General features: G+C 37.1%; 13 protein-coding genes. 7 read left to right on the top strand and 6 right to left on the bottom strand.

The window, feature by feature from the left end; all coding sequences use genetic code 11:
- Positions 1-122 precede the first annotated feature (122 nt).
- Entirely contained in the window at positions 123-2,648 is a 2,526-nt protein-coding gene (gene ptsP, locus F6K18_RS34940) for a phosphoenolpyruvate--protein phosphotransferase (protein ID WP_287527811.1), read from the bottom strand.
- A 752-nt stretch (positions 2,649-3,400) separates the two neighbouring features.
- Here ptsP and F6K18_RS34945 point away from each other — a divergent pair.
- A complete protein-coding gene (locus F6K18_RS34945; protein ID WP_287527813.1) occupies positions 3,401-3,691 on the top strand; it encodes a hypothetical protein in 291 nt (96 codons plus the stop codon).
- A 721-nt stretch (positions 3,692-4,412) separates the two neighbouring features.
- On the opposite strand, the gene dhaK is transcribed toward F6K18_RS34945, so the two are convergent.
- Both dhaK and F6K18_RS34955 read right to left on the bottom strand, forming a co-directional pair.
- Positions 4,413-5,486, bottom strand: a complete 1,074-nt coding sequence (dhaK, locus tag F6K18_RS34950; protein ID WP_287527815.1) for a dihydroxyacetone kinase subunit DhaK — start codon at positions 5,484-5,486, stop codon at positions 4,413-4,415.
- A gap of 305 nt (positions 5,487-5,791) precedes the next feature.
- Positions 5,792-5,923: a hypothetical protein gene (locus F6K18_RS34955; protein ID WP_287276087.1), complete on the bottom strand. Its 132-nt coding sequence runs from the start codon at positions 5,921-5,923 to the stop codon at positions 5,792-5,794.
- A 30-nt stretch (positions 5,924-5,953) separates the two neighbouring features.
- On the opposite strand from F6K18_RS34955, the gene F6K18_RS34960 reads away from it, so the two are divergent.
- The 6 genes from F6K18_RS34960 (at position 5,954) to F6K18_RS34985 (ending at position 10,947) form a co-directional block, all read left to right on the top strand.
- The gene (locus F6K18_RS34960; RefSeq protein WP_287527818.1) at positions 5,954-6,469 is read left to right on the top strand and encodes a GrpB family protein; all 516 of its coding nucleotides are present in this window, start codon (positions 5,954-5,956) and stop codon (positions 6,467-6,469) included.
- Between the two features lie 220 nt (positions 6,470-6,689).
- Entirely contained in the window at positions 6,690-7,640 is a 951-nt protein-coding gene (locus F6K18_RS34965; RefSeq protein ID WP_287527820.1) for an ABC transporter ATP-binding protein, read from the top strand.
- Between the two features lie 130 nt (positions 7,641-7,770).
- The gene (locus F6K18_RS34970) at positions 7,771-8,973 is read left to right on the top strand and encodes a hypothetical protein (RefSeq protein ID WP_287527822.1); all 1,203 of its coding nucleotides are present in this window, start codon (positions 7,771-7,773) and stop codon (positions 8,971-8,973) included.
- The gene (locus tag F6K18_RS34975; protein ID WP_287527824.1) at positions 8,963-9,427 is read left to right on the top strand and encodes a hypothetical protein; all 465 of its coding nucleotides are present in this window, start codon (positions 8,963-8,965) and stop codon (positions 9,425-9,427) included. Before F6K18_RS34970 ends, F6K18_RS34975 begins: the two co-directional genes overlap by 11 nt.
- Positions 9,428-9,474: 47 nt before the next feature.
- A complete protein-coding gene (locus tag F6K18_RS34980; RefSeq protein WP_287276091.1) occupies positions 9,475-9,786 on the top strand; it encodes a hypothetical protein in 312 nt (103 codons plus the stop codon).
- A 54-nt stretch (positions 9,787-9,840) separates the two neighbouring features.
- On the top strand, positions 9,841-10,947 hold the full coding sequence (locus tag F6K18_RS34985) for a hypothetical protein (protein ID WP_287527826.1): 1,107 nt from the start codon (positions 9,841-9,843) through the stop codon (positions 10,945-10,947).
- A gap of 280 nt (positions 10,948-11,227) precedes the next feature.
- Here the strand turns inward: F6K18_RS34985 and F6K18_RS34990 are convergent, their stop codons facing one another.
- The 3 genes from F6K18_RS34990 to F6K18_RS35000 all read right to left on the bottom strand — a co-directional run.
- Positions 11,228-12,034, bottom strand: a complete 807-nt coding sequence (locus F6K18_RS34990; RefSeq protein ID WP_287527828.1) for a thermonuclease family protein — start codon at positions 12,032-12,034, stop codon at positions 11,228-11,230.
- Positions 12,035-12,720: 686 nt separating this feature from the next.
- On the bottom strand, positions 12,721-13,245 hold the full coding sequence (locus F6K18_RS34995; RefSeq protein WP_287527830.1) for a hypothetical protein: 525 nt from the start codon (positions 13,243-13,245) through the stop codon (positions 12,721-12,723).
- Positions 13,246-13,273: 28 nt separating this feature from the next.
- Positions 13,274-13,914, bottom strand: a 641-nt coding sequence (locus F6K18_RS35000) for an RNA-guided endonuclease TnpB family protein (RefSeq protein WP_287527832.1), incomplete at its 5' end; no start/stop codon positions are given.

Below are 13,914 nucleotides of genomic sequence, written 5' to 3' on the forward strand. Positions count from 1 at the left end.
GGGAAGAGGGAAGATGTGGGCAGAGATAATACAAAAAATTCAACTCCTTGCTGATGATTTTCGGTCAAAATTGATGCGCGAAAAGACTTGAGAACCATAATTATATAGATCTCAAATGGGTTCTATACAATAACTAGCCCTAGTTGACCAACAATATACTCTTTAACCGACTTCGCCCCATCTAACTGCAACACATCACGAGCGATCGCCTCTACCTGAGACCCATTTAACTGAGAAATCACTTTCTTGACCATAGATATTGCTGGTGGAGCTACACTCAACTCATCCACTCCCAACCCTAACAAAATCGGTACTGCTAACGGACTCGATGCCAATTGACCACAAACACTCACGGAAATGCTGGCCTGATGGGCAGCAATGACAGTTTGCTGAATCATCCGCAATACCGCAGGTTCAAAACCATCGGCAAGATGAGCCACTTTTGAGTTAGTGCGGTCAGCCGCCATTACATATTGACTTAAATCATTTGTACCAATACTGAAAAAATCTACTTCCTGCGCCAACTGGTCAGCCATCATCGCTGCTGCTGGTACTTCTATCATAATTCCCACTTTTATATTCCCCACACCAGGAAAAGAGGGAAGTTCTAGAAGTGAGTCCTCAACTTCTGTCAAAATCTCCCTAGCCGCGCGTACTTCTTGCACAGATGTCACCATTGGGAACATCACCTTAATATTATGTCCGTGACTTACCTGCAAAATTGCCCGTAACTGACTCCTCAAAATTTCTGGAGTATCTAAACTTTCTCGAATACCACGGCATCCCAAAACAGGATTTGCTTCTGACTCCTGCTTAATATAGGGAAGTACTTTGTCGCCACCAATATCTAAGGTGCGGATAGTTAGAGGGCGAGTTCCCAGAATTTCAGCAACCCCCCGATAAGTTTCATATTCCTCTGCTTCTGTTGGTGCTGTGTTGCGTTCGAGATAAAGAAATTCAGTCCGCAATAAACCCACTCCTTCGGCACCTCGCTCCAGAGCCAATTTTGTATCTGCTACCCCCAGAATATTTGCCATCAAGGGAATTTTTTTGCCATCTTGAGTAATTGCCTCTTGGGGCTGTTGAAATGTGCTGGAAGTGCCCGCTTGTTTTGCTTGTAACTCCTGCAACTGTGCCTGATTCGGTTCGAGCCAAATTTCACCTGTTTCCCCATCTAAAGCAATTTGAGACCCTGGGGTTAATGACAATAACTGACCGCCTACTCCCACTACCATCGGAATACCCAACATATTTGCAATCAGCGTACTATGGGCAGTAACACTACCAGCGCTAGTACAGATACCCAAGACTAAATTTGGTTGCAGTTGGGTTGCTTGGGAGGGGGTTAAGTCTGGAGCTACCAAAATACTAGGTTGTGAGAAATTTAGAGTTCTTCTACTCGTACCTGTAAGCAGTTGTAGCACTCGTCCTCCCACATCTTTGATATCTATGGCACGCGCTTGCAAGTAGGGGTCTTCTAATTGTTGGTAAGTGGTTATCATTTCCTCAATAGCTGTTTTCCATGCTACTGCTGCACAGCAATTTTGTGCAAAAATGAGCTGATGTACTTGCTCTAACAGAGTGGGGTCTTCTATATATAATTGGTGTGCTTGAAAAATATCGGCTTGATTATTATCACTTTTATTTTGCTCAGATAGACTGTCAATTATTCTCTGAATTTCCTGTTTAGCAGTTTGCAATATTAACTGTAGGTATTCCCACTCTACCTCTGAATTTTCTACAGGATAGTCTTCAACTTCTTCTAGAATTTCTGCTCGATCGCGCACTACATTTCCAATGGCAATTCCTGGAGATGCTGGTGTTCCTACTAATTTATTATTTGTATCTGGTGTAGTTAATATTTTTGGTGTTTTCTTGACTATTACTTCGGCTTCATCGAAATTATTTGTTATTAATTCTTGTATTGCTTTTAAAGCATCAACACCTTTATGGCCCGTAGCTTGTATTTCTATCTCATCCCCTTTTTTTACTGCTAATTTCATAACTTGATTAATGCTTTTAGCATTGACTATATGACTATTTTTAGTCAAATTTTGCAGACTAATTTTAGCAGAAAAATTATTAGCTATGGCTACTAACTTAGCAGCAGGTCGAGCATGAATACCTTGGGAATTTTTTACGGTAATTTTGATTTTTTCTGACGGTGTTTCGTCATCTTTATTTTGAGTATTTTCAATATTTATTGGGATAGCTTCATCAACATTAAGCTGAGAACTTTTAGCCATTAAAGCTCCATTTGCTTCAGCTATTACCTGTTGAATATTAGCTCCCAAAGAAGCTTGAATTATTGCAGCGATCGCTCCCTCTATCAAAGGTGCAGGACAGATTTTAATATGATTTTTTTGGGCTAGGGGGAGCAATTCTATGGCCATTTCAGCACTCATTATGGCACTGCCTAAGTCCATGAATATTACAACTCCTGCATCAGTATAAACAGATTCTATAGCCTCTTGTACTTTCAGAACATCAGTGCCAAAAGGATTTTCTGGGTCATCTATTCCGGCAGCGATCGCTATTGGTACTCGTTCTTGGGTCATTTGTTTTGCTAGTTCTGCCACTGCTTCGGCTAATTTGGCACTGTGGGATACAAGTACAATTCCTACCTTACTTTCTGAAGAAACTGTCATTTTGTTTATCAATTTCTGCTGTTACTACTTGAGATACTAATATTACCAGTTGATAGTTGACAATTGACAATGGCTTTGTTGCATGAAAGTAGCGTTCTTAACATCCATTCCGCAGCTATATCGCTGTGTTTGGCGATTATTGATGTTCTATTTATCAAAATAATACCAATTTCATAAAATATTGCAAAGCGTGACGACACAGGGAACAGGGAACAGGGAACAGGGAATAGGGAAAGAAAAACATAAATATTAAAGAGGAAAAAAGGTGGAAATTTTATAATTTATGGAATTTATAATTTTTTCTTTTAGGAATAAATCACAAATTAAGATGTAACTGCCTTTTTTGAATTTGGTATAACATGGGTCGCGCAACCCCGCCTTTTAAGGCGCAATATTTTTGGAGAGTTGCTCAAATTCCCTTTACAAATAACTTCTGTACGTCGCCAATCCGACGGCTCCCCTATCTGACTTCTGACTTCGTTAACTATTGTCCAATAGTTATGACTCTACAGAGAAAGCGATCGCTGTGTTTGGCGATTATTAATGTTTAATTTATCTATTGTCCAATAGTTATGACTCTACAGAGAAAGCGATCGCTGTATTTGGGAATGATTGATAATCAATTTAACTATTGTCCAATAGTTATGACTCTCCAGAGAAAGTGATCGCTGTGTTTGGCGATTATTAATGTTTAATTTATCTATTGTCCAATAGTTATTACTTTGCAGAGAAAGCGATCGCTCTATTTGGGGATGATTGATGTTCTATTTATCTATTGTCCAATAGTTATGACTCTACAGAGAAAGCGATCGCTGTGTTTCGGGATTGTTGATGTTCTATTCATTTATTGTCCAATAGTTATGACTCTACAGAGAAAGCGATCGCTGTATTTGGGGATTATTGATGTTCTATTCATCTATTGTCCAATAGTTATTACTTTGCAGAGAAAGCGATCGCTGTGCTTGGGGATTATTGATGTTCTATTTATCTATTGTCCAATAGTTATGACTCTGCTGATTAAACCTCAAAGCTTTTACAGGTAAAAGTTTCAGCCTTTTTCACCTCAAACATTGATGTTCTATTTATCTATTGTCCAATAGTTACAGCAGTTTCCGCGCATTATGAAGTACATATGTGGAACAAGTACGGCAGCTATGTACTTTCATGCAACAAAGCCATTGACAATTGATAATTCTTTACAGCGCTTTTCAGATTGATAAACCATATCTATCTTCACAAGCAAAACCCTGTAATATTATGTCCGGTTGAATAGACATCTCCAGAAAAGAGGGAACAGGGAACAGGGAACAGGGAACAAGGAAGAATAATTGATAATTTCTGGGTAATAATTGATTTTATTTTTTATTTTTGGAGATGTCTAATAGTTATAAATGAGGAGTTAGGAGTCAGGAGTCAGGAGTCAGGAGTAGGGGCGTTACGAAGTATGCGCAAGCAAACGGCCGTTTGCTGACGCATAACTATCGTTAACGCCCCTACAGGAGGGAAGAAAAAGAGGAAAGAACAAAGAAGAAGAAGAGAAGATTTTTTCATCACTAATTATCCGGACATGATATAAGGGCGTTAGCGGAGCTTTGCGGAACGCAAATGCCATTCGTCCTTACTGTGGTCTACTGAAATGAAAACCGCTGTAAATAGTTGGGTCGAACAATCTTGGGATAATTCTTATTCCTACCTCTTCGCTCATTCCCATTTCTCCTGTCTCCTGTCTCCTACTCCAGCAAAAAGATTTTCCATACGCAAACCCTAAATACCCCATCGTAATGCCGGAGTTTTCACAGGCGCATCCCAGAATTTAATAAACTCATCATCCAATTTCAACAAAGTAATAGAACAACCTTGCATTTCTAGGGAAGTAATATAAGGTCCGATAAAATTACGGACAATGTGTAGTCCTTTTTGTTCGCAAATTTCTACTAATTTACGATAAATAATATATAACTCAGAAATAGGAGTACCACCCATACTGTTAACAAAAGCCAGGATGCGATCGCCAGACTCAAATGGTTGGTCCCTCGACTCCACTTCCTGCCATTCTCCTTTATCCTCATCCCACTCCCGTAGTATCCGACTATAACCTACATCTTCAATAATAGATACAGCCAACATTTCCACAATTTCATCGGCAGATTTCATTGACATTCGTTCTCGCCCTGGCTCCCCATGAATGCCAATACCAAATTCAATTTCGTTATTACCTAACTCAAAAGTGGGGCTACCTTTAGCAGGTGTTGTGCATGATGTCAATGCCATTCCCATACTCCGACCGTTAAGATTAACTTTCCGGCAAAGGTTTGCTATTTGCTTCAAGTCATAACCAGCTTCAGCAGCAGCACCACATATTTTTTCTGCTAACACTGTGGTCCCGACACCGCGTCGTCCTTGAGTAAAGAGACTATCTTTAACGGCGACATCATCATCTATTAATATATTCAAGACTCGGATATTTTCTGAGAAAGCAAGTTCGGCTGCCATCTCGAAATTCATCACATCGCCACTATAATTTTTGACAATATTGAGAACACCTGCACCTGAGTTGACGACTTTAGCAGCTTCTAACATTTGCTCGGGAGTGGGAGAGGTAAAAATTTCACCAGGACAAGCAGCGTCTAACATTCCCATCCCCACAAAACCTCCGTGCATTGGTTCGTGACCGCTCCCACCACCGGAGATGATGGCAACTTTATTTTTTATCGGTGCATCAGCGCGGTAGATAAAGTGGGGATCGAAGTTGACTTTAATTAGATCGGGGTGGGCGATCGCCATACCTTGAAGGCTTTCCCGAACTAGATCGTTGGGGTTATTAATCAATTTTTTCATGGAACTTTTCTCAATTGGTTATTGTACTTATATTATCAGGACTTACGCACCAAGTGCCATATATAGTAGGGGCGAATGGCATTTGCCCTCTACAGATAGCGTTTTATCTAATAATTTGCGTAAGTCCTGATTATAAATAATATCTGGTTGGGTAATTGACTGCATTGGTTCCAACATAATTATCCACTTGCATAAGTCCCGATCTATAATATTATCCTAATAACTTTGGTATTAGTTTTTTGGCCGTTGGTGAAAAGAGGTATTATATTATGTCCGGATAAGAGCGCGATAGAACTCCGTTCCGTCTACGTGGCAAAAAAACTTTCTCCTTCTACTCGGGGTTTCTTCTTCTTTCTTCCCTCCTGACTCTTGAGTTCTGACTCCTGACTCCTGACTCCTAAAGAATTAAGATTAATATCATACACGCGCTTTACCAACGCTGTTTTTTGTTAATATTTTATAGATAAATGGATGCAATTATTATCGTCGAACATAATCCAGACTGGAAATTTATGTTTCAGCAAGAAGCTACACACATTCGTGAAGTTTTAGGAGAATCTCTTATTCATCGTATCGAACATTTTGGCAGCACAGCAGTACCAGGTTTAGCAGCAAAACCTATTATTGATTTATTGATTGAAGTATCTTCACTTGAGGAAGCAAAACAAATAGCTATTCCTCAGTTAAAACTCTTGGGGTATGAATATTGGTTTGATAATCCCGATCCTCAACGGATGTTTTTTGTCAAAGGTCTACCACCTAACAGTCCACGCACTCATCATGTTCATATCGTCGAAGCAGACAGTATATTATGGGAGTGTTTAATATTTCGAGACTATCTTTGTCAGCATCCAGATGAAGCAGCACGCTATGCAAAATTAAAACGTAATCTTGCTCAACGCTTTTCGATCGCTCGAAAAGCATACACAACAGGAAAAACGGATTATATTAAGTCTGTCATGGAAAAAGCACGACTTCAGTAATAAAAATTTTCACATATAGAGAGCGATCGCTTAACAAATTCAATCTTTATATATCCAGAGATTATACTCAAAATTATTGAAAAATGTAATGAACATAACAGAATTACCACAAAAATATAATGCGCCTAAACATTGCGAAATCTTAATGCCAAATCCTGTAGACATTGGCTAGGGTAGTTTCAACCCACCCACTTAACCTACCTTCTTCTGTTTAACAGTCATGCTACAAGAACTAGCAATTGAAACTCGTGGCCTTACCAAACAATTTGATCGCCATATAGCAGTCAACGACCTCCATTTACAAGTAGCTACTGGGGAAGTTTATGGACTGATTGGACCTAATGGGGCAGGCAAAACCACCCTATTAAGAATGTTAGCTACTGCCGAAGAACCCACAATAGGGGAAATATATATCAGTGGAGAACGCCTACTGCGTGACCATACCAACCCCACCCTGAAACAACGCCTCGGTTTTTTGCCAGACGACTTTCCGGTATATGACGACCTAACTTTGTGGGATTATCTTGACTATTTTGCCAGACTTTACAATTTGCGGGAACCTTACCGTTCACGCCGACTTTTTACTGTCTTGGAATTGGTCGAATTGGTGAATAAACGGAATAGTATGATTTCTACTCTATCCCGGGGTATGAAACAACGTCTGAGTTTAGGCAGAACTATTATTCACGAACCCCTGCTACTATTATTAGATGAACCTGTTTCTGGTTTAGACCCCATTGCCAGAATGCAGTTTCGGGAAATTATCAAAGCATTGCAAGAAGCAGGCATGACAATAGTCATTTCTTCCCATGTTCTCAGTGATTTGGCAGAACTTTGCACTTCGGTGGGAATAATGGAATTAGGTTATTTGGTGGAAAGCACTTCTCTCAAAGAACTTTATCAACGTCTTAGCACTCAGCAAATTTTGATTTCTGTGATGAGTGGGTTATCAGAGTTAATTACGGAAATTAAAAATTTTCCTTGGGTGGACGCTTGGGAAGTTTTGCCGGAGGGTCAGCAAGTACGAGTTCAATTTTCGGGAACTCCCGAAGATTCTTCTAGTTTGCTACGATCGCTCATTCTTGCTAATATCCCAGTTACAGATTTCCATTGTACTCAAGAAGACCTAGAAGAAATTTTTCTCAAACTCGGACATCAGCAAGCAAATTAAGACTTACCCAGGAAGAACCCAGAAACCCGGTTTCTACGGTAAACCATTATTTTTAACAATAGACATTTAGGAGAAACCGGGTTTCTTTGAGTAAATCCTGTTAATTTCAAAATTTTTGGAGTTATAACTTATGTTATCTAAACCATTCGTCAATTTATTCAATTGGAACCCTCAATTATTCCGAGAAATAAAAGGTCGTCTCAAAACCAGAAATGTAATGATCGCCATCTCTTTATCTCTCCTGTGCCAATTCATAGTAATGACGTATTATCTACGAAGACTTCCACAAGAATACGGTAGATATGTTACCAGTGATAGTCAATATTGTGTCGAAGTAGGAAAATATTGTACAGATATTGAGTGGTCTAGTTGGTGGTTAGATATCTTCAACAATTTGAGTTTGATTTTGCTTCCTTTAATGTTAATTGGCGGTGTCTATATGTTAGTAGGAGATCTAGCAAAAGAACAACGTCTTGGTACTCTCAATTTTATTCGTCTTAGTCCTAAATCTAGTCAGAAAATTTTGCTCGGCAAACTATTAGGAGTGCCAATTTTAATTTACCTAGCAGTAGTTATTTTCTTACCTCTACATTTGTGGGCAAATATATCGTCTGGTTTGCCTTTATCTTGTTTTTTTGCATTTTATGGATTTTTAATAATAGCTTGTTGTTTTTTCTACAATACCTCACTACTTTTTGCGTTTTTAGTAGGTTGTCAAGCTTGGTTAGCTGCTGCCATGACAGGCATATTTTTCTATCTTCTAATAGCTGCTATTGATGAAGGGTATAGTGATGAGATTAACGCCCTTATTGGTACTCATGAAAGAAATGTTCTACTAATAATAATTGGTGTGATAATTACTTTAAGAATTGGTCATATGATTATTTCAGCTCTAATTTTGGGAAGCTACTGGAGTTGGCAAGCTGTAAATCGTCGTTACAGAAATCCTAATGCTACAGCTATTAATAAAAAACAAAGCTATTGCTTAATGGGATGTTTCCAAGTCTATCTAATGCTATGTTTCTTACTACACAATATTGACTATAAATCAACTGACGTTTTACAAGAATCGCTGGCTTTATTCTGTACTCTTAATTTGTTGTGGTTTTTATTAGTAATTGCTATGTTGTCACCTCAACGACAAAGTGTAGAAGATTGGGCAAGATATAGACATGAACAAGTTAATAATGATCAAACTGCAATTGTCAAAGGATTATCTATTAGCTTAAAACAAGATTTAATTTGGAGTGAAAAAAGTCCAGCTTTAGTAGCAATAGGAATTAATCTAGTTATTACTGCTGTAATTTGGGGAGTTATAACTTATGTTATCTAAACCATTAGACAATTTATTCAATTGGAATCCTCAATTATTCCGAGAAATTAAAGGTCGCCTCAAAACTAGAAATGTAGCGATCGCCATATCAGCATCTCTCCTGTGCCAATTCATAGTAATGATGGTTTTCCTAGAAAGACTTCCACAAACATACGGTACAGATGTTGCTCGCCATAATCCATATTGTGTCGAAGTAGGACGATGTAGTTTTATTTTTTTACAACTTTTTACACTAATTTTGTTAATGTCAATTAAACCCGATAGTTCCCCTAATTTGTGGTTATTCTCTACTTTTCCTTGGTTTTATATTGGCGAAGGTTCTTTAGCTATCGCGCCAATGTTAATAGCAATTATTAGTCAGTGGAGTGTTTTGATTTCAGTAACTTTCCTACTAACTCGAAAAATTCAAAAATTAGGTGCATCCGATTCTCAGAAATTATTGACAGGTAAATAAAGATTGAAGAATTCAGCATGGAGAATTTCTCATTGGAGTTATAAATTATGTTATCTAAACCATTAGACAATTTATTTAACTGGAATCCTCAATTATTCCGAGAAATTAAAGGTCGCCTCAAAACCAGAAATGTAGCGATCGCCATATCTGCATCTCTCCTCTGCCAATTTCTTGTTATGATGACTTTTGATGGTGCTGCCCATTCTCACCGATATTGTATATACACAGAAGAGGATTGTACTGGTACTCTCTGGTCATATTGGTGGGCAGATATCTTTGTCACTTTTAGCTGGATTTTGTTTGCTTTGACCTTACTTGGCGGTATCTATATGTTAGTAGCAGATCTAGCAAAAGAATAACGTCTTGGTACTCTTAATTTTATTCGTCTTAGTCCTCAATCTAGTCATAAAATTTTGCTAGGTAAATTATTAGGAGTACCAATTTTAATTTACCTAGCAGCAGCTATTTTTTTTCCTCTACATTTGTGGGCAAATATATCATCTGGTTTGTCTTTATCTTGGTTATTTAGATTTTATGGAGTTTTAATTGCAGTTTGTTATTTTCTCTACAATGCCTCACTACTTTTGGCCTTTTTAGGAGTTACTCAAGCTTGGTTAATTGCAACAATAACCGGAATATTTTTGTTTCCTATTATGGGTATCATTGAATCATATACTAATGAGACTAACGCTCTTATTGATACTGATGGAATAAGATATTTACTAATAGTAGCTGCCATAATTATTTTAGGTTTAATTTTGGGAAGCTACTGGATTTGGAAAGCTGTAAATCGTCGTTACCGAAATCCTAATGCCACAATTATTAGTAAAGAACAAAGCTATTGGTTAATGGGATGTTTCCATTTTTATCTACTGCCATTGTTCTTATTAATAAATATTGGCAATGATGAAAAATCAAGCTACATTTTATGGAATTCACTGATTTTCTTCTGCACTATTAACTTATTCTGGTTTTTGTTAGTCATTGCTTTGTTATCACCTCAAAGACAAAGTGTGCAAGATTGGGCAAGATACAGACATCAACAAATTAATAATGATGAAACTGCAATTGTTAAAGGTTTAGCTATTAGTTTAAAACAAGACTTAATTTGGGGTGAAAAAAGTCCAGCTTTAGTGGCGATTGGAATTAACCTAGTTATTACTGGTTTAATTTGGAGTTCATGGATTTTACTTTGGCATGACAATGAAATTAAATTACGAGCTATTTTAACTTTAATTCTGAGCCTAAATTTAATTTTAATTTATGCAGCGATCGTTCAATTTGTATTGTTGATGAAAGTCAAAAAACCTGCTATTTGGGCAGTAGGAATATTAGGTAGTTTAATTTCTTTGCCACCTATTGCTTTATTATTACTGTCAATTTCACCTAATAATCACTCAAATTTATGGCTATTTTCAACTTTTCCTTGGCTCTCCATTGACTTAAATTATCCAGCGATCGCATCAATGTTAATTGCAATTATTGGTCAGTGGAGTGTTTTGACATTAGTAACTTTATAACTGACCATAAAAATCCGAAAATTAGGTACATCTAATTCTCAAAAATTACTGACCTAAATATTTAGCTTTGCGGAAGTCAACAGTTCAAAAAATAGTAGTAGCTTGTCTAGATTAAAAATGTGGGTTAAACAATCTACCCTTGCCCTTAGTAAGGGAATAAAGGGGAATCGAGAGTTTAGTTTTTACCCATAAATTTAGTCTAGACGCGCTAATAGTAAGGGCTAAATACCAACTACAAACAAAAACTTTTTCAATGATGTTAATATTTGGTCAGTATTAATTATTTTGCAAATAAATTATTAGCTTGTTCTTGAACTTTATCTTCAAACTCAGGTTGAGTAATGACACCATTTTTCAAGTCTTCAAAAATAGTTGATAAAATCTGATCTTGCTCCTGTAATTTGAGTTGAAATTTAGCTTCAAAATCTGCTTCAGTAATTGTACCTTCCTTCACATCTTGACTCATATCTCTCAGAAAAGACCTTTGTTTTTTCTTCAGGGAACGAAACACCCAAGGTGGAATAAAATCTGATTGAGATTCTTGCCATATTCCACGTTGATTTATCTGAGCATCCGCTTCTGCTAATAACAACATTATTGTAGTGTCTCTTGGACATTCGCTAATATAATCATAATAAATTCGACTCAAGCCTTCCTGTACTAAAATGTACTGTACAAAAGTACCATCTAATAAATAAACTTCACCAAAACAACGTGGCGATCGCCCTGGTCGTTTTTCTTCTCCAGTAACTTTAACTTTGACTTTATTGCCACTTGTTTCAACTAATTCTTGGAGTCTATCTTTGCCTTTTTCTCCCCATTCAAATTGACTACGATATATTGGATTTTCATTTTTACTATTCATTTTTTCCACCTGTGAATCTCCCCAACCTTTACGAGTTTCTGGAGTATCAATATAAACGAAACGCACAGTCATTTCCTGGTTATCTTCATCAGAAATAACATCAAAAGTGTCGGCATCTGATACTTTTTTGACAGTGTAAGTTTTTAAGGTCTCAAAATATGACGGACTAGGTAGTTTTACTTCACCCAGGTGAGTTAAGATATTGTTGATTATTTCTTTCATCAATCATTATAAATTGCTAGCTGTCTACTAATAATACTATAAAAAATAGAGAAGTTATGTAATTGGCATTAAATTAATATTTCAGATATAGAAATGTTAATATTTCAGATATAGAAATGTATGGCAAACAAGGGCAAAAAGATTACGATCCCTGCTGCTCTACTCCCCATCTCCCCTAAGCTGTTGTGCATTTAAACCGCATATTTGTTGTGTGCCTAATTAATATAGCAATATGATTTTAGTTGTAAGATATTGGATACTTTTGTTTTAGGGAATAGGGAATAGGGAAAAAACGAATATAAACGAATATATAAGAATAAGAAAACTACTATATTCTATGCTATAAAGGAAAACCTCAATTCTCACATCTGATTCCTGATTGCTATAATACAATTATTATCAATTTTGACTTTTGACTTGCTAAGACGCATTTAAAATGTGTCTTAGCTTACCGAAAAATTAATAATTAATAATTAAATAATTCAGCTTTATTAGCTTTCCCTTTCCAGGGAAAAAAAGCGGTTGAGGGATGGCGTTAGCGGAGCAACTCTATCAAGAGCGGGTTTCCTCGTCATATCCAATCGACCAAGAGAAGAAATAATATTTCCTTACATTCAATTCCGTAACGGTTTTAACCAGAGGTAATTATCCATTATCCATTATCCATTATCCATTAATGAAGAGTTCTAATATAATTTGACCACAGGTAAACCTGTTTTGGGAATACTGGTCAGAAAACCCTGTCTTATGGAGTCTAATTTATAAGAGCAAATTAAACTCAATATACTCAGTAATACTGGTAGCAAAATAATTTTTACTGACAGATTAATTGCGATTAAAAATAAAGCTAAAATTGCTAAAACTGCTGTGAAATTTTGACAAAAATCTTTGATTTTGTCTATCAAAATTAGAGATTGCCGACAACTAGGGCAATACTTTGTATGTCTGTGCCAGCGGTCGTATAATTGTTCATCATTTAATTCTAGAAAAGGTGCTTCTGTGATTCCTTGCCATTCAGGTTTCCCCCCCGCAAATTCATCTAACCATTTGCGAAAAGTAACTATACCAACATCAGCTAATGAAGGCATGAAATAGGATTTTTGCCAAGTTTTATTCTCTGTTGATTCGTTAATAGTTTGGGAGTGCATCATTGATAAATCTTGGTTACTTAACTTATGGCTAGATGAGTGTTTTAATCCTGTTTTTGACATCCTCTCCGGCCTAAAGGCGCGGAGATTCCTACCGAGCCGAAACTCCTCGGCGGGTTGACGCTTCATCGGCTGCTGCTACTTTTGCAGTAGTCTTACGCTTGCCTCCGCGTCCGTTTTGTGTCTCGGACTGCCCGCCCGCGACTAATATATTTATTGCTGCATTTTCGTCTCTATCGTGTTTAGCCCCGCAGTTGAGACACTCCCATTCTCGCACCTGAAGGTCTAATTTTCCACCTTTAAACCCACAGCATGAGCAGGTTTGAGATGTTGCCTCCCAACGACTAATTACTCTAAAATCACGACCATATTTTTGTGCTTTTCCCTCTAAAAATGTTCTGAAGGTTCTCCAGCCTAAATCTGATATGGCTCTAGATAATTTACGGTTTTTCACCATACCAGAAACGTTTAAATCTTCTAAAACAACTGTTTGGTTTTCACGAATTATTTTAGTGGATAATTTATGCAGAAAATCAGTTCTTGTATCTTTCAGCTTGCCATGGAATTTAGCTACTCTAATCCGTGCTTTTTCATACCTTTTAGATCCTTTAGTTTTATGAGATAATGACTTACTTAACTTTCTTAACTTCTTAATTCGTTTTTTGAGGGGTTTAGGAGCATCAACTTTTGTACCATCGCTAAATGTAGCAAAGGTAGAAATTCCTAAATCTA

Origin of the sequence: Okeania sp. SIO2C2, from assembly GCF_010692625.1 — a bacterium.
Lineage (GTDB): Bacteria > Cyanobacteriota > Cyanobacteriia > Cyanobacteriales > Microcoleaceae > Okeania > Okeania hirsuta.